The sequence below is a fragment of the Streptomyces sp. NPDC005004 genome (assembly GCF_053600675.1).
Genome location: NZ_JBSGAH010000008.1, coordinates 52,478 through 76,202 on the forward strand (window position 1 = coordinate 52,478; position 23,725 = coordinate 76,202).

Annotated in this window: 18 protein-coding genes and 1 other RNA gene; 16 read left to right on the plus strand and 3 right to left on the minus strand. The window is 73.1% G+C overall.

Features of this window, described 5'->3' with window-relative positions; all coding sequences use genetic code 11:
* Positions 1-26: 26 nt before the first annotated feature.
* On the minus strand, positions 27-3,275 hold the full coding sequence (locus ACWEEU_RS13230; RefSeq protein WP_451731660.1) for an FtsK/SpoIIIE domain-containing protein: 3,249 nt from the start codon (positions 3,273-3,275) through the stop codon (positions 27-29).
* Positions 3,276-3,627: 352 nt separating this feature from the next.
* On the opposite strand from ACWEEU_RS13230, the gene ACWEEU_RS13235 reads away from it, so the two are divergent.
* The 4 genes from ACWEEU_RS13235 (at position 3,628) to ACWEEU_RS13250 (ending at position 9,512) form a co-directional block, all read left to right on the plus strand.
* Positions 3,628-5,304: a serine/threonine-protein kinase gene (locus ACWEEU_RS13235; protein ID WP_385743779.1), complete on the plus strand. Its 1,677-nt coding sequence runs from the start codon at positions 3,628-3,630 to the stop codon at positions 5,302-5,304.
* 235 nt (positions 5,305-5,539) lie between these two features.
* Positions 5,540-6,763, plus strand: coding sequence for a serine/threonine-protein kinase (locus tag ACWEEU_RS13240; RefSeq protein ID WP_451731664.1), 1,224 nt, complete (start codon positions 5,540-5,542; stop codon positions 6,761-6,763).
* A gap of 516 nt (positions 6,764-7,279) precedes the next feature.
* On the plus strand, positions 7,280-8,386 hold the full coding sequence (gene prfB / locus ACWEEU_RS13245; protein WP_385751385.1) for a peptide chain release factor 2: 1,107 nt from the start codon (positions 7,280-7,282) through the stop codon (positions 8,384-8,386).
* A gap of 325 nt (positions 8,387-8,711) precedes the next feature.
* Complete coding sequence (locus ACWEEU_RS13250; protein WP_451731667.1) at positions 8,712-9,512, plus strand: hypothetical protein; 801 nt, start codon at positions 8,712-8,714, stop codon at positions 9,510-9,512.
* Positions 9,513-9,611: 99 nt separating this feature from the next.
* Here ACWEEU_RS13250 and ACWEEU_RS13255 read toward each other — a convergent pair whose 3' ends face one another.
* Positions 9,612-9,806, minus strand: a complete 195-nt coding sequence (locus ACWEEU_RS13255) for a hypothetical protein (RefSeq protein ID WP_356102204.1) — start codon at positions 9,804-9,806, stop codon at positions 9,612-9,614.
* Between the two features lie 232 nt (positions 9,807-10,038).
* Here ACWEEU_RS13255 and ftsE point away from each other — a divergent pair, with 232 nt between their 5' ends.
* The 5 genes from ftsE (at position 10,039) to ssrA (ending at position 14,011) form a co-directional block, all read left to right on the plus strand.
* Entirely contained in the window at positions 10,039-10,728 is a 690-nt protein-coding gene (gene ftsE / locus ACWEEU_RS13260; RefSeq protein WP_199588375.1) for a cell division ATP-binding protein FtsE, read from the plus strand.
* Positions 10,729-10,761: 33 nt separating this feature from the next.
* Positions 10,762-11,682: a permease-like cell division protein FtsX gene (ftsX, locus tag ACWEEU_RS13265; protein ID WP_385751391.1), complete on the plus strand. Its 921-nt coding sequence runs from the start codon at positions 10,762-10,764 to the stop codon at positions 11,680-11,682.
* Positions 11,683-11,750: 68 nt separating this feature from the next.
* Positions 11,751-12,926, plus strand: a complete 1,176-nt coding sequence (locus ACWEEU_RS13270; RefSeq protein ID WP_451731671.1) for a S41 family peptidase — start codon at positions 11,751-11,753, stop codon at positions 12,924-12,926.
* Positions 12,927-12,994: 68 nt separating this feature from the next.
* Positions 12,995-13,537 carry an SsrA-binding protein SmpB gene (gene smpB, locus ACWEEU_RS13275; RefSeq protein WP_356102208.1) on the plus strand — a complete coding sequence of 181 codons (543 nt, stop codon included), beginning with the start codon at positions 12,995-12,997 and terminating at the stop codon, positions 13,535-13,537.
* Between the two features lie 105 nt (positions 13,538-13,642).
* Positions 13,643-14,011: a transfer-messenger RNA gene (ssrA, locus tag ACWEEU_RS13280) on the plus strand.
* Positions 14,012-14,083: 72 nt separating this feature from the next.
* Here ssrA and ACWEEU_RS13285 read toward each other — a convergent pair.
* The gene (locus ACWEEU_RS13285) at positions 14,084-15,310 is read right to left on the minus strand and encodes an MFS transporter (RefSeq protein ID WP_451731674.1); all 1,227 of its coding nucleotides are present in this window, start codon (positions 15,308-15,310) and stop codon (positions 14,084-14,086) included.
* Between the two features lie 86 nt (positions 15,311-15,396).
* On the opposite strand from ACWEEU_RS13285, the gene ACWEEU_RS13290 reads away from it, so the two are divergent.
* The 7 genes from ACWEEU_RS13290 to ACWEEU_RS13320 all read left to right on the plus strand — a co-directional run bounded on the left by ACWEEU_RS13290 (position 15,397) and on the right by ACWEEU_RS13320 (position 23,688).
* Positions 15,397-16,371, plus strand: coding sequence for a LysR family transcriptional regulator (locus ACWEEU_RS13290; RefSeq protein WP_451731677.1), 975 nt, complete (start codon positions 15,397-15,399; stop codon positions 16,369-16,371).
* Positions 16,372-16,593: 222 nt separating this feature from the next.
* On the plus strand, positions 16,594-17,847 hold the full coding sequence (locus ACWEEU_RS13295; RefSeq protein WP_451731679.1) for a hypothetical protein: 1,254 nt from the start codon (positions 16,594-16,596) through the stop codon (positions 17,845-17,847).
* Positions 17,847-20,048, plus strand: coding sequence for a glycosyltransferase (locus tag ACWEEU_RS13300; protein WP_451731682.1), 2,202 nt, complete (start codon positions 17,847-17,849; stop codon positions 20,046-20,048). The genes ACWEEU_RS13295 and ACWEEU_RS13300 overlap by 1 nt, the downstream gene beginning before the upstream one ends.
* Positions 20,045-21,385, plus strand: a complete 1,341-nt coding sequence (locus ACWEEU_RS13305) for an acyltransferase family protein (RefSeq protein ID WP_451731685.1) — start codon at positions 20,045-20,047, stop codon at positions 21,383-21,385. The genes ACWEEU_RS13300 and ACWEEU_RS13305 overlap by 4 nt, the downstream gene beginning before the upstream one ends.
* 43 nt (positions 21,386-21,428) lie before the next feature.
* Positions 21,429-22,022 (plus strand): CGNR zinc finger domain-containing protein, encoded by a 594-nt coding sequence (locus ACWEEU_RS13310; protein WP_385749720.1) that lies wholly within the window; start codon positions 21,429-21,431, stop codon positions 22,020-22,022.
* 269 nt (positions 22,023-22,291) lie between these two features.
* Entirely contained in the window at positions 22,292-22,876 is a 585-nt protein-coding gene (locus ACWEEU_RS13315) for a sigma-70 family RNA polymerase sigma factor (protein ID WP_026249241.1), read from the plus strand.
* Positions 22,877-22,914: 38 nt separating this feature from the next.
* Positions 22,915-23,688: an anti-sigma factor family protein gene (locus ACWEEU_RS13320; protein WP_385749717.1), complete on the plus strand. Its 774-nt coding sequence runs from the start codon at positions 22,915-22,917 to the stop codon at positions 23,686-23,688.
* Positions 23,689-23,725: the final 37 nt, after the last annotated feature.

Here is a 23,725-nt window from a genome sequence, read left to right on the forward strand (position 1 = left end):
CACGGGACCGGACCAGCCCGAGCTGGTTAGAGGAGCGAGGGCACCTGTTCGGCCGACACCTGCCGGGCGGCCCGCTCCACCGCGCTCGCCAGGAGCGCGAGGTCGGTCGGGCCGTTGCCCAGCTCGCGCACCGGGCGGCGGGCGGGCGGGTCGCCCATCCGCTGCCACTCCAGCGGCAGCACGGTCGGCCGCTGGGTCGCGGTACGCGGGATACGGCCCGTCACCCGGCCGCCCTGGAAGCCGCTCGCGCGTCCGTCCCGGTACGCCAGCCTGCCGCGCCCGGGCACCGGTTCACCGCTGGTGTCGCCGCTCCGCTCGGACGGCGGCGCGTCCAGGACCGCCCGCAGGGCCGCCCTGCGGACCGGCTCCGTCTGGGCCGTACGGCCGTCGGTGCCGGTCGCCGCCACCAGGTGCACGCCGAGCCGCTCACCGTCACGGGCCACCGCCTCCAGAGCGCGCATCACCGAACCGGCGGCGGGCCGTCCCGGCGAACCCAGCGCGGGGGAGACCAGCGCGTCCAGGTCGTCCACGACCACCACGAGCCGGGGCAGCGCGGGCGCCGCCTCGGTCTGCTGCCGCGCCGCCGCACCGGGCCGCAGCCGCAGCGTGGTGCTCGGCGGCGACTCGAGGTCACCGGTGCGCCCGCCGTGGGTGCGCTGCGCGACCATCCGGTCCGACACCGCGCGCCCCGCGTGCCAGTGCGCGAAGTCGGCCGTCCCCACCAACTCGGCCCGCCGCTTCAGCTCCGCGCTCAACGACTGCGCGAACTCCCGCATCCGTACGGGGTCGTTGGCCAACAGATGGGTCGTCACATGGGGGATGTCGGTACACACCCGCAGCCCGTCGCCGAGCCCCGCCCCGGTGCCCACGCCGTCCCGCCCGTCGATCAGCACCAGGCCGAGCCGGTCGGGCCGCTCGGCGGCGGCCAGCGACGCCACCACGGCCCGCAGCAGCTCGGTACGGCCGCTGCCGGGCGGCCCCTCGATCAGCAGATGCGGCCCCTCGGTCACCAGGTCGGCGGTCACCGGACCGTGCGGACCGGCACCGAGCACCGCGCGCGCCCGGCCGCCCAGCGACTCGGTGTCGTCGGCCGCGTCCGCCCAGCGCGCCATCAGCGAGGCCGGGGTCGCGCGGGCCAGGCCCAACTCGTCCAGCAGCCGGGCCGAGCGCGGCAGCGGCACGGCCACCGGCGCCTGCGGGCCGCCGACCGGACCCTGGGGCCGCAGCGGCGCCAGCGCCCGCGCGAACCGCTCCGCCCACGCCGCCGACACCGCGTCCACGGCCGCCACCGCGCCCGGCCCCACCGGACCGCCCGGCGCCACCCGCATCAGCCGCAGCGCGCTCGCCACGTCCCCACTGAGCAGCGCCACCGCGCCGCAGTGCCGGAAGGTCGGCGTCGTCGCGCACGCGTCCTCGTACGTCCCCGCCACCGGCGAGGCGGGCGAACAGGGCGCCGTCTCCGCCAGGCACACCACGTGGATTCCGGCGCGCGGCCCGGCCACGGCCAGCCGCGCCACCGCCTCGCGCAGCGCCGCCCCGCCGGGGTCGCCGTCCACCACGACCACCGTGTACGGGCCGGGGTGCGCGACGGGCCCGGGTGCCGCCGGGTCCTCCACCCGGCGCAGCAGCTCCTCGGTACGCGCCGCCGCCTGCTCGCGGTCGTAGGCGAGCAGCAGCCGGCAGTCCTGACCATGACCGGGGCGGACGTGCGGCAGCCAGCCGAGCCACGCCCACTCCGCGAGCCGCTCCTCCAGCGGGCGCGAGTGGTCCGCGCTGATCAGCACGATCTCCAGCAGTTCGGGCGAGTGCAGCGCCGCGAGCTGCGCCAGCACGGCGCGCGCGAGTCCCGCGAGCCGCGGGCGCGGTCCCGCGAGACCCAGCGCGCCCGCCTCGCGCAGCGCGGCCGTCACCGGTACGGCGGGCAGCCGGCCCGTACCGTCCGGCGCGGGCCGGTCGGTCGTGCCGAGCCGCACGGTCAGCGCCTCCGGGTGGCCGGCGCCGCGCTCCCACAGCCGGGGGCCGGGGCCCAGCGCGGTCAGCAGCAGCGCGGCGGGGTCGGGCCAGGTCTCGGGGCGGCGGGTGTCCTGGACCAGCGTGTCGGGGACGCGGTGCACGTCCTCCGCCTGCGGTTCCTCGGGGCGTCCGCCGGTCAGCTTGCGCGCCCAGGCCCCGAGGCCGCCCCGGCGGCGGGCGGACGGGGGGAGGTCGGTGCCGCGCAGCGGGGTGTTCTTGCGGGTGGGACCGTCCTCGTAGGGGTCGTCGTACGGGGCGTCGCCGTACGGTCCACCGGTCGCCGTCCGCTCCGTTTGGCCGTGGCGCCCGGCGTGGGTGCCGGACGCGGCGGGGGCGTGCGGCCCGGTGGCGTAGTGGGTGCGGTGGTCCTCGTCCCGGCTCTCGATGCGCGGGGCGCCCGCCTGCTCCGGCACGGTCGGCCCGGGGCGGTGGTGGTCCCCCTCGACCGGGTTCGCGAGGCCGTAGGCGTGCTCGGTGCGGCCGTGGGGCGCGTCGTGCGCGGCCTCCGTGAGAGGGGCGCCGCCCGTGCCGTGGCCGGTGTCCGCGTCGGCGTACCCCGTACCCGGGACGCTCGACCCCCGGGCGGCCCCCAGCGGCACCCGCACGCAGCCCTCGCCGTCCGGCACCGTCGGTATCCGGGCGGCCGGGCCCGCGGACCGGGTCAGACGTAGGGCGGACTCGCCGAGGCGCAGGAAGGCGCCCTCGGGGAAGCGCAGGGGACGGTCGGTGACGCGGGCGCCGTCCAGGGTGGTGCCGTTGGTGGAGCCGAGGTCGGTCACCGAGACCCGGCCGTCGGCCGCGACGGTGACCGCGCAGTGCAGCCGGGAGACGTCCGGGTCGTCCAGGGGCACGTCGGCGTCGGCGGAGCGGCCGACCGTTATCCGGCCGCCGTGCAGCAGATGGACCCCGCCCGCGTCCGGGCCCGCGACCACGTGCAACTGGGTCGGCGCCCCGTCCGGCTCGGGGTCGGACTCGGTGGCCGCCGGGGCGCCCAGGGAGAGCACGGCGCCGTCGACCAGCGGGGGCTCGCCCAGGGTGTGGCGGCGGGTGTCCAGGCGCTCCGCGCCCGCGTACAGCACCACCGGGGCGCCGCCGGTGTCCCGGCCCGCGCCGCTCTCGCCGGTGACCGCCACGGCCAGCGCGGGCGCGACCGCGCCCAGATCGGTGCCCACGGGCGCCGTGACCAGCACGTCCCGGCTCGCGGCACGGCCCCGCCGGGAGGACGCGCCGAGCGGATCTACGACGGTCAGCCGGATCTGCATCGCCGTCAGCGGTCCCTTCTGCCCCGTCGCGGACGCCCCCACCCCCGCACGGGCACTTCGGCCAGTACTGGAGGCATCCTCGCACCTGTCGCCGGGCACGTGCCCACGCTCCGGCGCCAAGTGATCTTGATTGGTCAGCTCTGCCCCCAAAAGTGCCTGACCAGGAACGCCTCGTTGATCACTTGAGATCGGTCACGTCCAGGACCGGGCAACCGGAGGACCGAGGTGAGCGTCTTTCCCCCGAACATGGGCGGGAACGCTCACGTACTGCCCAGAGGGCCCCACTACAGTGGGTCGGAACGCCGGGAGAACCGGCGCGCAAGCAGCCAGCAAGCAGCAGGGAGCGCGTGACGTGCGGCCAGTCGGCAGTAAATACCTGCTTGAGGAGCCGCTCGGGCGCGGCGCCACGGGCACTGTCTGGCGTGCCCGGCAGAGGGAGACCGCGGGCGCCGAGGCGGCCGTGCCGGGGGCGCCCGGCGAGACCGTCGCCATCAAGGTCCTCAAGGAGGAGCTGGCGAGCGACCCGGACATCGTGATGCGCTTCCTGCGCGAGCGCTCCGTGCTGCTCCGGCTCACCCACCCCAACATCGTCCAGGTCCGCGACCTGGTCGTCGAGGGTGATCTCCTCGCCCTCGTCATGGACCTGGTGGACGGTCCCGACCTGCACCGCTACCTGCGCGAGAACGGCCCCTTCTCCCCGGTGGCCGCCGCCCTGCTGACCGCGCAGGTCGCCGACGCGCTCGCCGCGAGCCACGCCGACGGGGTGGTCCACCGCGACCTCAAGCCCGCCAACGTGCTGCTGCGCCAGTACGACCACCAGATGCACCCGATGCTGACCGACTTCGGCATCGCCCGCCTCGCCGACTCCCCGGGCCTGACCCGCACCCACGAGTTCGTCGGCACCCCGGCCTACGTCGCACCCGAGTCCGCCGAGGGCCGCCCGCAGACCTCCGCCGTCGACATCTACGGCGCGGGCATCCTGCTCTACGAACTGCTCACCGGCCGCCCGCCGTTCTCCGGCGCGACCGCCCTTGAGGTGCTGCACCAGCACCTGAGCGCCGAGCCGCGCCGCCCCTCCACCGTCCCGGACCCGCTGTGGACGGTCATAGACCGCTGCCTGCGCAAGAACCCCGCCGAGCGGCCCAGCGCCGAGAACCTGGCCCGCGCGCTGCGCGTCGTCGCCGAGGGCGTCGGCGTGCACGCCAACCCGGCGCAGATCGCCGCCGCCGAGGGCGTGGGCGCCCTGCTCGCCCCCGACCCGGCCCCGGCCTCCGTCCCCGGCGCGCCCGGCTCCGCCGACCCGACCCAGGTGCTGCCGACCAACGCGGCCCAGGGCCCGTACGGCTACGACCCGAACGCGGCCACCAGCGTCCTGCCGAACACCGGTTTCCCCGGCTCCGCCGACCCCACCACCGCGCTGCCCCACACCGGCGCGGCCGACCCGACGGCGGTCATGCCGCCGGTGCCGCAGAACCAGCCGGGCCAGTACGGCGGCCCCGGACAGGACCCGCAGGGCCCGCCCGACCAGCCGCACCCCTGGCAGACCCAGTTGCGCGCCGCCCGGGACCGCAACGAGCAGACCCAGATCCAGTACGTCGACCCCGACGAGGACCCGCTGCGCCGCCGCCCCCAGCGGCAGGTGGCCCGCCCGCAGCACCAGCCGCGCCCCGTCCAGCAGCCGCAGCAGCGCCCGCAGCCGCGCCGCCAGACGCCACAGCCGCAGCAGTACGCACCGCCGCCGCAGCCCCAGCAGCGCTACGCGCCCGCGGCCCCGCAGCGCCCGGCCGCCGAACCCCGGGCCCCGCGCCAGCGCGGCGCCAACCCCATGAAGATCCCCGGTCTCGGCTGCCTGAAGGGCTGCCTGTTCACGCTGGTGATCCTCTTCGTCGCCGGATGGCTCATCTGGGACCTGACCCCGCTGCACACGTGGGTGGGGCAGGGCCAGGGCTACTGGCACCAGTTGAGCGACTGGGTGGGCAACGCCTACGACTGGGTGAGCAACCTCGGCAGCTCCTCGGGCGGCAACTGAGCCGGCGGGCGTCACGCGGAAGGCGCCCCGGACGTGACTCCGGACACTCGACTCTGGGGACTTGTCGACATCCAGAGGGTGATTTCCGGCTCCGCGGTGAAGGTGAGCCCGTCGGACGCGTAGTTTTGTCGCCCTGGAGTCCTCGTGTGTCGTCCGGGGGCCCGGGGTGGGGCCGCGGCGTGCCCCGCGTCCCGGTATGCCGCGGCGGCGGCAACGCGCGTCTGTAGGAGCAGTCTTGGCACGGAAGATCGGCAGCCGGTACACCGCGAACCAGATCCTGGGGCGGGGCAGCGCCGGGACGGTGTGGCTGGGCGAGGGGCCGGACGGTCCCGTCGCGATCAAGATGCTGCGCGAGGACCTCGCGTCGGACCAGGAGCTGGTCGGACGCTTCGTCCAGGAGCGCACGGCGCTGCTCGGCCTGGAGCACCCGCACATCGTCACCGTGCGCGACCTGGTGGTCGACGGCGACGACCTCGCCCTCGTCATGGACCTCGTCCGGGGCACCGACCTGCGCACCCGTCTGGAGCGCGAGCGGCGTCTGTCGCCCGAGGCGGCCGTCGCGATCGTCGCCGACGTGGCGGACGGCCTCGCGGCCGCGCACGCCGCGGGCGTCGTCCACCGCGACGTCAAGCCCGAGAACATCCTCCTCGACATGCGCGGTCCCCTCGGGCCCGGCGGCGCCCACCCCGCGCTGCTCACCGACTTCGGCGTGGCCAAGCTCATCGACACCCCGAAGCGCACGCGCGCCACGAAGATCATCGGCACGCCGGACTATCTGGCCCCCGAGATCGTCGAGGGCCTGCCGCCCCGTGCCGCCGTCGACATCTACGCCCTGGCGACCGTCCTCTACGAACTCCTCGCGGGTTTCACCCCGTTCGGCGGCGGCCACCCCGGCGCGGTGCTGCGGCGCCATGTCACCGAGACGGTCGTCCCGCTCCCCGGCATCCCCGAGGAACTGTGGCAACTGATCGTCCAGTGCCTGGCCAAGGGGCCCGCGTCCCGGCTCCGAGCGTCCGAGCTGGCCGCGCGCCTGCGGGAACAGCTCCCGTCCCTGGCGGACCTGCCCCCGCTGGAGGTGGACGAGCCGGAGTCGGAGGCGGCGGAGGGGCTGGTGGAGGACCCGGACCCCGTCACGACCCCGGGCGCGCCCGTACGCCGTCGCGGCGCCGTCTCCCTCGTCCCCGGCTCGCGCCCCGACTCCAACCGTGACACCCACACCTCCATGCGCGTCCCCGCCCCCGACGAACTCGCCGGGGGCGCCCACGGGACCGCTCGCGCTCCGCGTCCCTCGGGCTCCCCCCGCCCCGGCTCGGCCCGCCACCGAGCGGCCGCGCGCCGCCGCAAACTCACCCTGACGATCGCGGGCACGCTGCTCGTCGCAGCGATCGGCTACGGAGTCTGGGCCACGTCGAGCGACGACACCCCACCCCAGGACACCCAGACGACGTCGAGCCCCTGAACCCCTGGGGCTCCGCCCCAGACCCCGTTTTTCCCACCCACCCACCCACCCGTCTCGGCAGGCACAAAGGCGAGGTGCTGGGCCCGAGGCACCTGACCGAGGCTCTGGAGCGGGCGCGGGGGACGCGACATTGGGGGCGGGGCATGGGGTTGGGGCGCTGGGGCATCGGGTCAGAGTGCTGGGGCGTGGGATCTGGGCGGGGTGCTGCGGAGAGGCGTTGATGTGGAGCGCTGGCGCGAGGGGCTGCGGGGCGGCGTTGGTTCGGGGTGTGGCGGGAGGGGACGCGGCGGGGCGTCGGCGCGGGGGGACCCGGTGATGGCGTCAGCCCTTCCCGGGGCCCTTAACAGCTCGGGTCGTGGACAATTCAGCCCGTCCGGCGTTTGAGGACGAGGCCCTCGGGGGCCGGAGCGGGGGTCCGGGGGCGCGGCCCCCGGTAGCCGCGCCGCGACGCCCCGCACCCGGCGGCACCCCCCGGCACCGGACCTCGCCACCCGGCGGAGCCGTTACGCTGGGAGCGTGGCAGTCGTCGATGTATCCGAAGAGCTGAAGTCCCTCTCCTCGACCATGGAGTCGATCGAGGCCGTCCTGGACCTCGACAAGCTGAGGGCAGACATCGCCGTGCTCGAGGAGCAGGCGGCCGCGCCGTCCCTCTGGGACAACCCGGACGAGGCGCAGAAGATCACCAGCAAGCTCTCCCACCTCCAGGCCGAGGTCAGGAAGGCCGAAGCGCTGCGCGGCCGGATCGACGATCTCGCCGTCCTCTTCGAGATGGCCGAGGAGGAGGACGACCCGGACACCCTCGCCGAGGCCGAGTCCGAGCTGGTCGCGGTGAAGAAGGCGCTGGACGAGATGGAGGTCCGTACCCTCCTGTCCGGCGAGTACGACTCCCGCGAGGCGCTGGTCAACATCCGCGCCGAGGCGGGCGGCGTCGACGCCGCCGACTTCGCCGAGCAGCTCCAGCGCATGTACCTCCGCTGGGCCGAGCGCCACGGCTACAAGACCGAGATCTACGAGACGTCGTACGCCGAAGAGGCCGGCATCAAGTCGACCACCTTCGCCGTCCAGGTCCCGTACGCCTACGGCACGCTCTCGGTCGAGCAGGGCACGCACCGGCTGGTGCGCATCTCGCCGTTCGACAACCAGGGACGCCGTCAGACGTCCTTCGCGGGCGTCGAGGTGCTTCCCGTCGTGGAGCAGACCGACCACGTCGAGATCGACGAGTCGGACCTGCGCGTGGACGTCTACCGTTCCTCGGGCCCCGGCGGCCAGGGCGTGAACACGACGGACTCCGCGGTCCGGCTGACCCACATCCCCACCGGCATCGTGGTCTCCTGCCAGAACGAGCGCTCCCAGATCCAGAACAAGGCCACGGCCATGAACGTGCTTCAGGCCAAGCTTCTCGAGCGCCAGCGCCAGGAGGAGCGCGCCAAGATGGACGCCCTCAAGGGCGACGGCGGCAGCTCGTGGGGCAACCAGATGCGTTCGTACGTCCTGCACCCGTACCAGATGGTCAAGGACCTGCGCACGGAGTTCGAGGTCGGCAACCCGCAGTCCGTGCTCGACGGCGAGATCGACGGCTTCCTGGAGGCCGGAATTCGCTGGCGCAAGCAGCAGGAGAAGTAAGTTTGTCGACATGACAACTGCCGCCCTTGAGGCGGCAGTTGTCGTATGTCCGGCGTTTTACGTCACAGTTGCATCCCTCAACTCCCGGCATACGCCCACCCATCGGACATTGCGCTCGCAACGGCCTTGACGTTGCTTTGAAAAATGGGAATGGTGCATCGCGGTATGCGCATCTGCTGGGGCGCATGTGAACCGGGGGAATGAGATGGCCTGGGAACCGGCACGTACGCGTACGCCGGTCCCCGAGCCGTCGGCTGTCCCCGTCGAGCACGGCCAGTCCCACGCGCGGCCTCATTGACGATTCGGCTACTGGGGGTAGCAACCAATGACGAAGAAGACGCGGATACGCGTCGCGCGGATCGCCGCCGGTGCCGTGGTGGCGGCCGGGGCCTCCCTGATGATCACGGGTGTGGCGACGGCCGACCCGGGTCCCGACCCGACCTGCACCATCGGCGCCGACCCGAACTGCCCCGACCCGGGCACGGACGGCGGCACGACGGGCGACACCACCGACGGCGGCACCACGGGTGACACCACCGACGGCGGCACCACCGGTGAGACGACCGACGGCGGTGACACCGACGGCGGCCTGATCGGCGGCATCATCGGTGGCAACGAGGGCGGCACCACCGACGGTGGCTCCACCACCACGACCGGCGGCACCGACGGCGGTTCGACGACCACCACGGGCGGTACGACCGACGGCGGCTCCACCACGACCACCGGCGGCACCTCCACCACGGGCGGCGGCAACGGTGGCGACACCGGTGGCGGCAACGGCGGCAACGGCGGCTCCGGCTCCACCGGCGGCGGCAACGGCGGTTCGACCGGCGGCCACTCCGGCGGCGGCCACGGCGGCGGTCACGGTGGCTCCACCACTGGCGGCAACCACACGACCCCGGACGGTGGCGGCAACGACAACGTCTCCCAGGAGGCGGGCACCTCGGCGCTCACCGACACCGGCTCGGACGCGGCCCCGCAGGGCGGCGACGACAAGGAGCTGGCCGAGACCGGTGCGGGCGAGACCATGTTCCTGCTGGCCGGCGCGGCCACGATGATCGCGGGCGGCGTCGCCTTCCGCTTCCTCCCGCGCCTGGCGGGCGGCCGGGGCGGCGCGGCCGCCTGAGCGGTCGTACCAGCCCCTTGACGTGACGCGAAGGGCCCGGAGCATGATCCACATGCTCCGGGCCCTTCCGGCGTCCTGTGCGGCCTCTCGGCCGCCCCGCTACAGCCCCGTCTGGTGCGCCAGCAGGGCCACCGCGGCGATCAGCACCGCGAGCAGCGCGATCAGCGCCACCGGGTTCAGCCCCGCGAAGAGATTCTGCTGCTGGAGCCGCTCCCGGCTGGCCCGGCACACCGGGCACCGGCCCTCGCTCACGGGCGCCGCACAGTTCGCGCACACCAACCGGTCGTACGTCATGCGCTCGCCCTCCTCGTGCAGGCCCTCACCCCGTAGAACGTCCTCTGGAACCAGAACGTTCCCCGTCCACTCTGCCAGGTTCCCCCGGAAAGAGCGCGGGCGCCCGGGAAAGCCTGCCCAGCGGCCCGTACAAAAACGCACAAGTGTCGCCCAACACGACGGGGCCCTGCGTGGGCACGGCCGGTTCGCGTATGGTCACGCTCATCTACCCCCGGCGACCCGTGGTGCATCCGTGATCCGATTCGACAGTGTCTCCAAGGTCTACCCCAAGCAGACCCGTCCGGCCCTCAGGGACGTCTCCCTGGAAGTGGAGAAGGGCGAGTTCGTCTTCCTCGTGGGGTCCTCCGGCTCCGGCAAGTCCACCTTCCTGCGGCTGCTGCTGCGCGAGGAGCGGTGCAGCCACGGCCAGGTGCACGTCCTGGGCAAGGACCTCGCCCGGCTGTCCAACTGGAAGGTGCCGCAGATGCGGCGCCAGCTCGGGACGGTCTTCCAGGACTTCCGGCTGCTGCCGAACAAGACGGTCGCGGAGAACGTGGCCTTCGCCCAGGAGGTGATCGGCAAGTCCAAGGGCGAGACCCGCAAATCCGTGCCGCAGGTCCTCGACCTCGTCGGACTCGGCGGCAAGGAGGACCGTATGCCGGGCGAGCTGTCCGGTGGTGAGCAGCAGCGCGTCGCCATCGCGCGGGCCTTCGTCAACCGGCCCAAGCTGCTGATCGCGGACGAGCCCACGGGCAACCTCGACCCGCAGACCTCCGTCGGCATCATGAAGCTGCTCGACCGCATCAACCGGACGGGCACCACGGTGGTCATGGCGACGCACGACCAGAACATCGTGGACCAGATGCGCAAGCGCGTCATCGAGCTGGAGAAGGGGCGCCTGGTGCGCGACCAGGCCCGCGGCGTCTACGGCTACCAGCACTAAGCAAGTTCACGACGAAAGGCTCGACCAGACGCCATGCGCGCCCAGTTCGTCCTGTCGGAGATCGGAGTCGGTCTCCGCCGCAATCTGACCATGACCTTCGCGGTCATCGTCTCCGTTGCCCTCTCCCTGGCCCTGTTCGGCGGCTCGCTGCTGATGAGCGACCAGGTGAGCACCATGAAGGGCTACTGGTACGACAAGGTCAACGTCTCGATCTTCCTGTGCAACAAGAGCGACGCGCAGTCGGACGCCAACTGCGCCAAGGGCGCGGTCACCGAGGACCAGAAGAAGCAGATCCGCTCCGACCTCGGCAAGATGACCACGCTCGTGCAGAAGGTCACCTACGAGTCGCAGGACCAGGCGTACAAGCACTACAAGGAGCAGTTCGGCAACTCCCCGCTGGCCAGCTCCCTGACGCCGGACCAGATGCAGGAGTCCTTCCGGATCAAGCTCAAGGACCCGCAGAAGTACCAGGTCATCGCGACCGCGTTCAACGGGCGTGACGGCGTGCAGTCCGTGCAGGACCAGAAGGGCATCCTGGACAACCTCTTCCAGTTGCTCAACCTGATGAACCGCGCGGCGCTCGGCGTGATGGCGATGATGCTGATCGTCGCCCTGCTGCTGATCGTCAACACCGTGCGCGTCTCCGCGTTCAGCCGCCGCCGGGAGACCGGCATCATGCGCCTCGTCGGCGCCTCCGGGTTCTACATCCAGGCGCCGTTCATCATGGAGGCCGCGGTCGCCGGGCTCATCGGCGGCGGTCTCGCCTGTGTGTTCCTGGTGGTGGGCCGGTACTTCACGATCGACCACGGCATGGCTCTGTCGACCAAGCTGACGCTCATCAACTTCGTCGGCTGGGACGCGGTGTTGACCAAGCTGCCGCTGATCCTCGCGACGAGTGTGCTGATGCCCGCGCTGGCGGCGTTCTTCGCGTTGCGCAAGTACCTGAAGGTGTGACACATGCCGCGAGGGGCCGCACGGGCATCCGCCCGTGCGGCCCCTCGCGTTGTCCTAGACTCACCGCCATGTCAGGCCGCGAGCTGTTCCGCCGGCCCCGCCGCAACCGCCGCGGGGCGGCGCTGGCTCTGTTCTTCGCCGGAGTGCTGGCGGCGGGCGCGGTGACCGGCTCGCTGCCGGAGCGCGGTCAGGACCGCGAGAACGAGGCCGCGCAGGGGAGCAGGTCCTCCGGAGCGGCGCGTCACGAGGCCGTGCGCCGGGCCGCCGCCGAGGCGATGGCCGCGGGCGAGTCCCCGACGGAGGCCGCCGAACGGGCCGTCAGCCGCAGCGGTGACCGCTGGGCTGCCGTCTACTCCTCGGGCGAGTACGCGGAGTTCCAGGAGGCCCTGGACGGCGAGTACACCGGCGTCGGGCTGTGGGCGCGGCGCGGGCGCGACGGCCGGATCGAGGTGACCCGGGTCCGGCCCGGCTCCCCCGCGGCCGGGGCGGGCATCCGCCGGGGCGACGGGCTGCGCAGCGTCGACGGACGCGCGGTGGACGGGCTCCCGGTCACCGAGGTCGTGTCGTTGCTGCGCGGCGACGCCGAGGACGCGGCCGCCGGAACGCCGGTCGTGCTCGGGCTCGGGCGCGGTGAGCGCACCTGGAGCCGCACACTGCGCCGGGCGCGGCTGTCCACGGATTCCGTGACCGTGACCCGCCCGGTCCCCGGTGTCCGGGTCGTCCGGGTCGCCGCCTTCACCAAGGGCTCCGCCGACACCGTGCGCGACGCCGTGCGCCGGGCTCCCGCCGACGCCGGGATCGTGCTCGACCTGCGCGGGAACTCCGGCGGCCTGGTCACCGAGGCCGTCGCCACCGCCTCCGCCTTCCTCGACGGCGGCCTGGTCGCCACCTACGACGTGGACGGCGCCCAGCGCGCCCTGCACGCCGCCTCCGGCGGGGACACCGTCCGCCCGCTGGTCGTCCTGGTCGACGGGGGCACGATGAGCGCGGCCGAGATGCTCACCGGTGCGCTCCAGGACCGGGGGCGGGCGGTCGTGATCGGCTCCCGCACCTTCGGTAAGGGCTCGGTCCAGATGCCGACGGACCTGCCCGACGGCTCGGTGGCCGAGCTGACCGTGGGCCACTACCGCACTCCGCTGGGTCACACCGTCGACGGCCGGGGCATCACCCCGGACCTGGACGCGGGCGCGGGGGCGCTGGAGCGGGCGGAGACGGTGCTCACAGGGCTCGGCGACCCGTCGTAAACACCCGGGCGCGGACACCGAAATACGCTTCCCTCCCACCCCCTGTCCGGTGAGAAAATGTGGGCACTATGAGCAAGGGAATGTACGTACCGAAGGAGTCCCAGCCCAAGCAGGGCGGGGGAGCCGCGAAGGCGGCCAAGGACGGCAAGCGCAAGATGGTCGCGCAGAACAAGAAGGCGCGGCACGACTACGCGATCATCGACACCTACGAGGCCGGCATCGTCCTGACCGGCACCGAGGTGAAGTCGCTGCGCCAGGGACGGGCCTCGCTGACCGACGGCTTCGTCCAGATCGACGGGAACGAGGCCTGGCTGCACAACGCCCACATCCCGGAGTACTTCCAGGGCACCTGGACGAACCACTCCGTGCGCCGCAAGCGCAAGCTGCTCCTGCACCGCGAGGAGATCGACAAGCTGGAGTCCAAGTCCCAGGAGACGGGTCACACCATCGTGCCCCTGGCGATCTACTTCAAGGACGGCCGGGCCAAGGCCGAGATCGCGCTCGCGCGGGGCAAGAAGGAGTACGACAAGCGGCAGACCCTGCGTGAGAAGCAGGACCGCCGGGAGTCCGACCGCGCCATCGCGGCGGCGAAGCGGCGCCAGCGCGGCTGAGCGGGGAATACGCTGGCGTGCTCCGCCGTTGTTCCCTTACGATGGCACTGCACCTCACAGCGGGTGCGCGGCCTCCCTCACCGGAGGCACTTGAAAAAACAACATGGGGATGATCGGTTTCGACAGCGGATGTCGAAGCAGGGGAAGCGTGTCGAGGAAGCGGCCATGATCTCGTAAACCACAGGCCGAAAAAAATAATCGCCAACACCAAGCGCGATTCCTTCGCCCTCGCTGCCTAAGTAGCGACTTGCGAAGTGTCAGCCCGGGGCTGTTCCCGACCCGGATCCTGGCATCAGCTAGGGGACTAAACCTTGATCCCGGTCACGGGGTGAAGAGGGAAATCCAACAGTGACTGAGCCCGTCGGAGACTTGTTCGCGTGATCTCCGGGGCCGAGAAAATCGAAGCGAACTGCGCACGGAGAAGCCCTGTTTCCGCACCGGTGGACGCGGGTTCGATTCCCGCCATCTCCACGATCGGAGAGCTCACGAGCTTTCCGTACCCCATGTGGGCAAAGGCCCCGTCGCTCTTGAGCGGCGGGGCCTTCGTCATGCCGCCGTGCCGTGTCGTAGCGCTGTGTCGCGTCGTGCCGTCGTGCCGAGTCGTGTCGCCGTGTTGATCAGCAGCGCCAGGGCCGCCGCCCCGGCCGGCAGGGCGTAGGCCGTGCCCGGGCCCAGGCGCTCCACCGCCCAGCCGCCGGTCGCCGAGCCGCAGGCGATCCCGGTCAGCAGGGAGGTCACCGCCAGGCTCATGCCCTCGTTGAGGCGGTCGGGTGGGGTGTGGGTCTGGAGGAGGGTCATGGCGGTGACCATGGTGGGGGCCGTCGCCATGCCCGCCAGGAGGAGAGCCGCTGCCAGGGGCGCAAGGGCGCCGAGGGCGGCGGTGGTGAGCCAGGGGAGGGTCATCAGGGCCGTCATGGCCAGCAGACACCAGGGCAGGAGCCGGGCGGGGGAGCCGGCGGGCTTCAGGGAGCCGTAGAGCAGGCCCGCCGCGCAGGAGCCCGCCGCCTGGAGGGCCAGGACCGCGCCCGCCGCCGCGCGGTGGCCGTGCGCGTCGGCGTAGGCGAGCGTCACGACCTCCAGGGAGCCGAAGATCGCACCCGTGGCCGCGAAGGTCGCGAGCAGGGGCGGGACACCCCGGGTGCGGAAGGGGGACGGGGCCGTGGAGCGGGGGCTCGGCGGGGGTTCCGTCGCACGCTGGGAGGTGAACAGGATCATGCCGGTCAGCAGCAGCCCCGCGCCGATGAGCGTGCCAGCCTCCGGGAAGAGCGTGCCGGTCAGGAAGGACGCCAGGACCGGGCCCAGCATGAAGCACAGCTCGTCGGCTGCCTGCTCGAAGGAGTTCGCGGTGTGCAGGGCGGCGGGGTCGTCGCGCAGGAGATGGGCCCAGCGGGCGCGGGAGAGACCGCCGATGTTGGGGGTGGCGGCGGTCGCGGCGTAGGCGGCGAACAGGGTCCAGGCGGGGGCGCCGAAGTGCACGCACAGCAGCAGGGCCAGGCTGCCGGCCACCGACGTGAGCGTCGCGGGCACGGCGACCCGCGCCTGTCCGAGGCGGTCGGTCAGCCGCGCCGTCCAGGGACCGGCCAGAGCCGTCGCCGCGAGGCCGGCCGCGGTGACGGCTCCGGCCAGCGCGTACGAGCCCCGCGCCCCCGCGATCGTCACGACCGCGCTCACGCTGAACATTCCCATCGGCAGCCGTGCGACGAGATTGCCGAGGGTGAAGGCAGCGGTTCCGGGGATGCCGAAGAGGCTCCGGTAACGGGTCAGTTGGGGCATGACATGCACGTTCGCCCGGCGCCCCGGTCCGCGTCCAACACCTTTCTCCGGCCCGATTCACGCACCCTCGTTGTAAGTTCGCGATCGTGTCCGCATCCTTCGCCTCCGTAGACCCTCGTCTGCTCCGCGCCTTCCTCGCCGTCGCCGAGGAGCTGCACTTCACCCGCGCCGCCACCCGGCTCTATGTCGCGCAGCAGGCGCTGAGCCGTGATGTGCGGCGGCTGGAGCGGGAGTTGGGGACCGAGCTGTTCGTCCGGACGACCCGGCAGGTGACGCTCACCGCCGACGGCGAACGGCTGCTTCCGCTGGCCCGCCGGGTGCTCGACGCGCAGGAGGAGCTGCTCGCCGCGTTCGGGCAGGTGCGCCCGCTGCTCGTCGACCTCAACTCCGAGGGGCTGGGCACCACGCGCCGGGTGCTCGTGCGGGCCCGGGAGCTGGCCCCTGCCCAGGAGCTGACGGCGCGGTACGAGAGCGGGCTCACCAAGGCGGCCGACGACCTGCTCGCCGGGCGGCTCGACGCCTCCTTCGGGCGCTTCGCGGGACTCGCCCCGGCCCTGCGTGCCCGCCTGGCCCAGCAGCCCGTGCGCTACGAGCCGATGGCCGTCTTCCTGCCCGAGGACCACCCGCTGGCCGCGCTGGAGGAGGTGCCGGTGCGCGCGCTGGTGGGTGCGACGGTGTACGCCGGCGCGGGCAATCCGGGCACCCGGGAGTGGACCGGCCTCGCGCGTCAGCTTTTCGAGCGATACGGCATCCTTCCGGCTTCACCCGTTCCGATGGCTGTGGGACGCGAGGAATTCGCCCGGGTCATGACCAGAACGCGTGTTCCTGTCCTTTCGGTGGTGGATTTTTCGGCCATGCCGGGCGCCGTGCTGCGACCGCTTGTCGATCCTGTCCCGCTTTCGCCCGTCTCGCTGGTGTGGCGGAAGGGCCTGGTCCATCCCGGACTGGACGCGCTCCGCACGGCCGCCGCCGAGATCTCGCGCGCCGAGGGCTGGCTGGAGAGGCCCGCCGAGGGATGGATTCCGGCCACCGATGAAGATGTGATGAACGGCCATATGTGACGCATCATGACCCCGAAACCTTCACATGCGCTACATTCGGGGCCCGAGCACAGTGTGATAAAGGGGGCGCACGGACCTGGTGGGGGCCCGGTTCGTGGCGTGATGCTCGGGGTCGTAGCGCCCCCCGAACGGTTCCGTGGGGGATGTGCACGCGTGAAACAGTGGCGAGAAGACGCCCAACCGGAATGGCCCGATGTCGCATCCGCGACTCCGGAGCCGCCGGTGACAGAGGGCAGCGGGACGCAGTCGTTCCCCGAGAGCGGAACGGTCGCCGAGACCGGCACGCTCCGCCGGGGGAGCGCCGAGCCCGGCCGGGGCGGATGGCCCGCCGTACGAGGCGGTGCGCTCACCCGGAGCGGCACCGCCACCGTGAGCGGCACGGGCTCCGCGATACCCCGGGGCGGACGGGCCGCCCCGACCGGCGCCGACGAGACGGCCGTCGTCCCGCGCCCGCGCAACGCGCGCGCCGCCTCCGACTTCCGGCGCACGCCGGCCCCCGACGCCGAGCGGACGGCCGTCCTGCCGACGACGCGGGACGCCGACCGCACCGCCGTCCTGCCGCAGGCCCCGGGCGCCGAGGACCGCACCGCCGTCCTGCCCGCCGCGTCCGCCACCGAGCGCACCGCCTCCGCCGTCGAGCGGACCGCCGTGCTGCCCCGGCGGGCGGGCGCGTCCCGGCCCGCCGCGCGGGCGAGCGGAGCGGCCGCCGGCTGGCCCGTCGTACGGGACACCGCACGGACCGCCGCGCCCCGTGATCCCTGGGACGCCCGCGCCGCCGCCACGCCCACCGCGCCCGAGGCGGCGGAGACCGGCAGGGGGGCCGACCCCGCGCACGATCCGCACGAGGTCACCGTCCAGCTCGACTCCGTGAGGGCGGAGGCGGAGGCCCGCCCGGACGGGCCCGTCTTCGTGGACGAGTCCGGCCGTCGCGGGCGTACCGTCCGGCGGATCGGGTTCGCGGTGGCCGTCGCCTGCGCGGGGTACGCCGTCGTCATCGTCGCGACCCTGCTGTCCGGCAGCTCGGACGCGCCCTGGCTGCCGGTGCCGGACAACGAGGACAAGCCGGCCGGGCGGGTGCACACCTCGCCCGTGCCCACCGTGTCCACCGCGCCGACGGCGGCGGACGCCGGGGGAGCGACCGGTCCCGCCGAGCCCCTGCCCACCGCGGTCTCCGCCGTGCCCGGCGCCTCGGGCGCGCCGTCCGCCCCGGCCGCCGGGACCAGCGGGCCGCCCGCCTCGCCGAGCACCAGCCCGACCCCGCGGGCGTCCGGCACGCCCCGGGTCTCCAGCCCGCCCGGGAAACCCACGCCCACCGGCTCGCCCACGACCGGCTCCTCCCCGACCTCCTCCGCCCCGGCCGGCTCCCCGAGCCCGGCGCCCAGCGGCTCCCCGGCGGGCGGCGGCGGACCCGAGCCGCACGGCCCGGCCGCCCCGGCCGCCGCCCTCGGCCCCCGGACCGCGGGAACCACCCTCTGATGTCCTCGCGCTCCCGCCGCCGTACCGACCACTCGACCCGCACCCGCACCGATCGCAAGGCCCGCGCCGAGCGCCGCCGCTTCCCGCTGCGCTACGCGCTGTCGTTCCTGCTGCTGCTCGCGACCCTGGCGATGCTCGTCCTGCACGGCTACGTGCACAACGAGATCCTCGCCGACTTCCGCGTGCGCCCCGAGGCACCGACCGACCAGGTGCCCCGGAAGATCCTCGACGGCGGGCCGGTCATCGACACCCGGGGCGGCGGCACCGACAGCCTCCGCGTGCCGAAACACCGGCTCGTCCTCACCTTCGACGACGGCCCCGACCCGACCTGGACGCCGAAGGTCCTCGACATCCTCAAGAAGCACCACGCCCACGCGACCTTCTTCGTCACCGGCACGATGACCTCGCGCTACCCGGAGCTGGTCAAACGCATGGTGGACGAGGGCCACGAGGTCGGGCTGCACACCTTCAACCACCCCGACCTCTCCTACCACTCCAGGAGCCGCGCCGACTGGGAGCTGTCCCAGGGGCAGCTGGCCCTCGCCGGGGCGGCCGGCATCCGCAGCTCGCTGTTCCGGCCGCCGTACTCCTCCTTCGCCTCCGCCATGGACGACCGGTCCTGGCCGGTGACGAAGTACGTCGGCAGCCGGGGCTATCTCACCGTCCTCAACGACCGCGACAGCGAGGACTGGCGCAAGCCCGGCGTCGACGCGATCGTGCGCGGAGCCACCCCCGAGGGCGGCAAGGGCGCGGTCGTCCTGATGCACGACTCCGGCGGCGACCGCAGCGAGACCGTCGCGGCCCTCGACCGCTACCTGCCCGAACTCCAGGCCAGGGGCTACCGGTTCCAGACCCTCACCGAGGCCCTGGACGCGCCGAGCGCGGACACCCCGGTCGCCGGGGCGGCGCTGTGGAAGGGCCGGGCCTGGATCGTGCTGATCAAGGCGGCCGACAGTACGACCGACGTGCTGGTGGCGGGCCTCGCGGTCGTCGGCGTGCTGGTCATCGGGCGGTTCGGGCTGATGCTGCTGCTCTCCGCCGCGCACGCCCGCCGTACCCGCCGCCGGGGTTTCCGCTGGGGCCCCGAGCCCGTGACGCGGCCCGTCTCGGTGCTGGTCCCGGCCTACAACGAGGCCAAGTGCATCGAGAGCACGGTGCGTTCGCTCACCGAGAGCGATCATCCGGTGGAGATCATCGTCATCGACGACGGCTCCACCGACGGCACCGCCCGCATCGTCGAGGCGCTCGGGCTGCCCGGCGTACGCGTCGTGCGCCAGCTCAACGCGGGCAAGCCCGCCGCCCTCAACCGAGGTCTGGCGAACGCCAGTCACGACCTGATCGTGATGATGGACGGCGACACGGTCTTCGAGCCCTCCACCGTCCGCGAACTGGTCCAGCCCTTCGCCGACCATCGCGTCGGCGCCGTCGCGGGCAACGCCAAGGTCGGCAACAAGGACACCCTCATCGGGGCCTGGCAGCACATCGAGTACGTGATGGGCTTCAACCTCGACCGCCGGATGTACGACGTGCTGCGCTGTATGCCGACCATCCCCGGCGCCGTCGGCGCCTTCCGCCGCTCCGCCCTGGAACGGGTCGGCGGCATGAGCGACGACACCCTCGCCGAGGACACCGACGTCACCATGGCGCTGCACCGCGACGGCTGGCGCGTGGTCTACGCCGAGAAGGCGCGCGCCTGGACCGAGGCTCCCGAATCCGTCCAGCAGTTGTGGTCCCAGCGCTACCGCTGGTCCTACGGCACCATGCAGGCCATCTGGAAACACCGCCGCGCCGTCGTGGAACGCGGCCCCTCCGGCCGGTTCGGCCGGATCGGACTGCCGTTGGTGTCCCTGTTCATGGTGCTCGCCCCGCTCCTCGCCCCGCTGATCGACATCTTCCTCGTCTACGGCCTGGTCTTCGGCCCGACGGGACGCACGATCGGGTCCTGGTTCGCGATCCTCGCCATCCAGGCGGCCTGCGCGGCGTACGCCTTCTTCCTCGACCGGGAACGGCTCACTCCGTTGATCTCACTTCCGCTCCAGCAGATCCTCTACCGCCAGCTCATGTACGTCGTCCTGCTCCAGTCCTGGATCACCGCCCTGACCGGCGGCCGGCTGCGCTGGCAGAAGCTGCGCCGCAAGGGCGGCGTCGGCCTCCCGAGGCCGGACGCCCTCGCCACGGCCGACGGGAGGGCGGCCCGATGACGACCAGCCCCCAGGGCCCGGCCCGGCACGCCCGCCGCCCGGAGCCGGCCGCTCCGCCGGTGCCGGGACCGGCCACGCCACCGGCCGACACCGCCGTCGCGGAGGTCGCGCCCGCGCCGCCCGCCGCCTTAACCGGCGCGGCCGCGCCCCGAAAGCCCGTCCGCGACCGCTACTTCGACCTGCTCCGGGCCGTCGCCCTGTTCCGGGTCGTCTTCTACCACCTGATGGGCTGGTCCTGGCTGCCCGTCGTCTTCCCCTCCATGGGCGTGATGTTCGCCCTCGCGGGCAGCCTCATGGCCCGCTCGCTCAAGCGGCCGCCGCTCGACGTCGTCCGCGGCAGGCTCCGCCGTCTGCTGCCGCCGCTGTGGCTGCTCGGCGCCATCGGTGTGACCGGCATGGTGCTCCAGGGCTGGCGCCCGGACGCCGACGGTCACCCCGGCTGGTGGTGGCTGCACCTCGGGTACTGGATCCTGCCGCTGAGCGACCCGCCGTACGCCGACGGACTGCGCGGGGTGCACGGCGTGCTCGGCCCCGACTGGGGCGGCGAACTCGCCGGACCCCTCTGGTACCTGCGCGCCTACCTCTGGTTCGTCCTGCTCTCGCCGCTGCTGCTGCGCGCGCTGCGCGGGCTGCCCTGGGCGACGATCCTCATGCCGGTCGCGCTCGCCGCCGTCCTGGAGTTCGGGCACCCCGCCCTCCCCGGCGACCGCTTCCCCTCCGCCCTCACCGACTTCAGCACCTTCGGCGCCTGCTGGGTCCTCGGCATGGCCCACCAGCAGGGCGTGCTGCGCCGCATCCCGCGCTACGTGGTCCCCTCCGTCGCCCCGGCCATCGCCGCCGTGGGCCTCTGGTACGCGCTCGGCCACGGCTTCCGGCAGGGCCACGACCTCGACGACATCCCGTTCGCGCAGGCCCTGTGGTCCTTCGCCACCGTGCTGCTCCTGCTGCACCTGAGCCCGTCCTGGCCGGTCTGGCCGCGTCTGCTGCGCCCCTTCGACCGGTTGATCACCCTGCTCAACTCCCGCGCGGTGACGATCTATCTGTGGCACAACATCTGCATCCTGATCGCCTCCACCCTGTGGGACCAGCTCTGGCGCTTCGAGACGCTGGAACTGCACTTCACCTGGCTCCTGGAGAGCTCCTGGCCGGAGCTGGGGGTCACCTGGGTCCTGGTCGCCCTGTGCGTCCTGGCCTTCGGCTGGGTGGAGGACCTGGCGGCCAGGAGACGCCCACGGCTGTGGCCCGACGGGCGGGTACGGCACGGGGGCGAGGCGCGCGGGCGGTCCGCGAAGACCGGTACGAGGGGTTCCGGCCGGGCGTCAGGAGAGGCACTGTGAGAGGCAGCGACGCAACGGTTCCTGCCCAGGCGGTGACGGTCACATGGCACGGGATACGGCCACGGCCCCGTACGAACTGCGCTTCGACGCCGGGCGATGCTGCCTGGACCTCCTGGCGACCGCGCACCCTGGTGAACACCTCGACGCCGTAGCGCCGTTGTGCGCCTGGATCACGGGTGCCGGGCTCGTCCCGCCCGGCACCCCGCTCGGCCACGCCGACCCCGGCTGGCCGCCCCGCTTCCGCGAACTGCGCTCCCATATAGGGACGTTGATACGCGAAGACGGCGGTTGCGACCCCCGTCCGTACGACCGCGCCCTCGCCCGCCTCAACGAGCTGGCCGCAGCCGCGCCTCCGGCACCCCGCGCGGTGCCCGGGGAGAACGGCGCCCTCACCCGCGCGTTGGCCGGGGCGCCCGGGTGCGCGGCGCTGCTCGCCGTCGTCGCGCGGGACGCGGTGGAGCTGCTCACCGACCCGGTGGCCCGCGCGGCCGTGCGCGAGTGCGCCGGGGACGACTGCCCGATCGTCTACCTGGACACCTCCCGCGGCCGGCGCCGCCGCTGGTGCTCCAGCGAGACCTGCGGCAACCGCGAACGCGTCGCCCGGCACCGCAGGCGCGCCGCGCTCGCCCGATCCTGAGTGTCCGGTAAGGGAGTTGTGCCGGGACGCTCCCGAACTCGCGTCCCTGTGAGTTCCGTTACACGGCGTTTGCCTCTGGCCAAGCACGGGCAGCCCGACCGGCCTTGACGACGTGTCGGAAATGTAAAGAACGAGCGGGGAGAATGTGTGCGCATGTCCCGCTCGTCACGTCACCCCCGGGAAAACCGCCAACTCCCCTTGAACATTCCTGTCCTGTGCCGCGTACGTGTGGGCGAGCGACCGACGGGGAGAAGCCCCGGACACCGGAGGTGGGCGTGCGCAAGGATGCGGCCGTGGCCAATGAAAGTGGATCGAGGGCCCGACATCGCATGTCCTCGCAGCCCTCGGAACCCGATGAGGAGCTGATGCGTGCTCTGTACCGCGAGCACGCCGGACCCCTCCTTGCGTATGTCCTCAGACTGGTCGCCGGAGACCGGCAACGAGCCGAGGACGTGGTGCAGGAAACACTCATCCGTGCCTGGAAGAACGCCGGTCAGCTCAATCGGGCGACCGGTTCGGTACGCCCCTGGCTGGTGACGGTCGCCCGGCGCATCGTCATCGACGGCCACCGCAGCCGGCAGGCCCGGCCGCAGGAGGTCGATCCGTCGCCGCTGGAGGTCATCCCCGCGGAGGACGAGATCGACAAGGCGCTGTGGCTGATGACGCTGACGGACGCGCTCGACGACCTGACCCCGGCCCACCGGGAGGTCCTCGTCGAGACCTACTTCAAGGGGCGTACCGTCAACGAGGCGGCCCAGACCCTGGGGATACCCAGCGGTACGGTCCGCTCCCGGGTCTTCTATGCCCTGCGGTCGATGAAGCTGGCGCTGGAGGAGCGGGGGGTGACGGCGTGATGAGTGTGTACGGGGGATTCGGAGCGAGCGGTACGGGTATGTCTGGCCCCATGCAGGGATCTCCGGTGCCGAACGAGCACGAGACCGTCGGCGCCTACGCCCTCGGAATCCTGGACGACACCGAGGCGACGGCTTTCGAGACCCACCTCGCGGGCTGCGAGTGGTGCGCTCAGCAACTGGACGAACTCGCCGGGATGGAGCCGATGCTGGCCGCGCTCGCGGACCTGCCCGGCACCGGCAGCACCCCCGCCATCGGGGAGTCGCTGTCCGCCCGGCCGAGCCCGCGCCTGGTCGAGCGCATGGTCGACGAGGTCGCCGAGCGCCGCGCCCGCAAGCGGCGCAAGAGCTTCTACATGATCGCGGCCGCGGCGGCGCTCATCGTGGCGGCGCCCGTCGGCGTCATGGCCGTGTCGAACTCGGGCACCACCCAGACCGCGACCCCGCTCGCGGCGACCGCCAAGGACCACTTCGCCCAGTTGTCGCACAAGGTCTCCGGCACCGACTCCGGCACCGGCGTCTCCGCCACCATCGCGATGGCGGGCAAGGACTGGGGCACGGACACGGTGATGGAGCTCAAGGGCGTCAAGGGTCCGCTCACCTGCTCCCTGATCGCCGTCGGCACCAACGGCGAGCGCCAGACGCTCGGCACCTGGACCGTCGGCAAATGGGGGTACGGCAACCCGGACGCCAAGACCGAGCAGGCCCGCAATCCGCTGTACATCGGCGGCGGCACCGCGCTCAAGCCCGGCGACATCGACCACTTCGTGGTGTCCACCCTGGACGGCAAGGAACTGGTCCAGGTGAAGGCGTAACCGAGCTGCCACGTAGCCCTGACGGGCCCTCTTCGCG

Bases quoted from the DNA above. Each gene is read 5' to 3' on its own strand.
- ACWEEU_RS13285 (WP_451731674.1), bottom strand. From the start codon at position 15,310: ATGCCCCAACTGACCCGTTACCGGAGCCTCTTCGGCATCCCCGGAACC.
- ACWEEU_RS13305 (WP_451731685.1), top strand. From the start codon at position 20,045: ATGACGACCAGCCCCCAGGGCCCGGCCCGGCACGCCCGCCGCCCGGAG.
- ftsX (WP_385751391.1), top strand. From the start codon at position 10,762: ATGCGCGCCCAGTTCGTCCTGTCGGAGATCGGAGTCGGTCTCCGCCGC.
- ACWEEU_RS13300 (WP_451731682.1), top strand. From the start codon at position 17,847: ATGTCCTCGCGCTCCCGCCGCCGTACCGACCACTCGACCCGCACCCGC.
- ACWEEU_RS13250 (WP_451731667.1), top strand. From the start codon at position 8,712: ATGACGAAGAAGACGCGGATACGCGTCGCGCGGATCGCCGCCGGTGCC.
- ACWEEU_RS13255 (WP_356102204.1), bottom strand. From the start codon at position 9,806: ATGACGTACGACCGGTTGGTGTGCGCGAACTGTGCGGCGCCCGTGAGC.
- ACWEEU_RS13270 (WP_451731671.1), top strand. From the start codon at position 11,751: ATGTCAGGCCGCGAGCTGTTCCGCCGGCCCCGCCGCAACCGCCGCGGG.
- ACWEEU_RS13310 (WP_385749720.1), top strand. From the start codon at position 21,429: ATGGCACGGGATACGGCCACGGCCCCGTACGAACTGCGCTTCGACGCC.
- smpB (WP_356102208.1), top strand. From the start codon at position 12,995: ATGAGCAAGGGAATGTACGTACCGAAGGAGTCCCAGCCCAAGCAGGGC.
- ACWEEU_RS13230 (WP_451731660.1), bottom strand. From the start codon at position 3,275: ATGCAGATCCGGCTGACCGTCGTAGATCCGCTCGGCGCGTCCTCCCGG.
- ACWEEU_RS13320 (WP_385749717.1), top strand. From the start codon at position 22,915: ATGTCTGGCCCCATGCAGGGATCTCCGGTGCCGAACGAGCACGAGACC.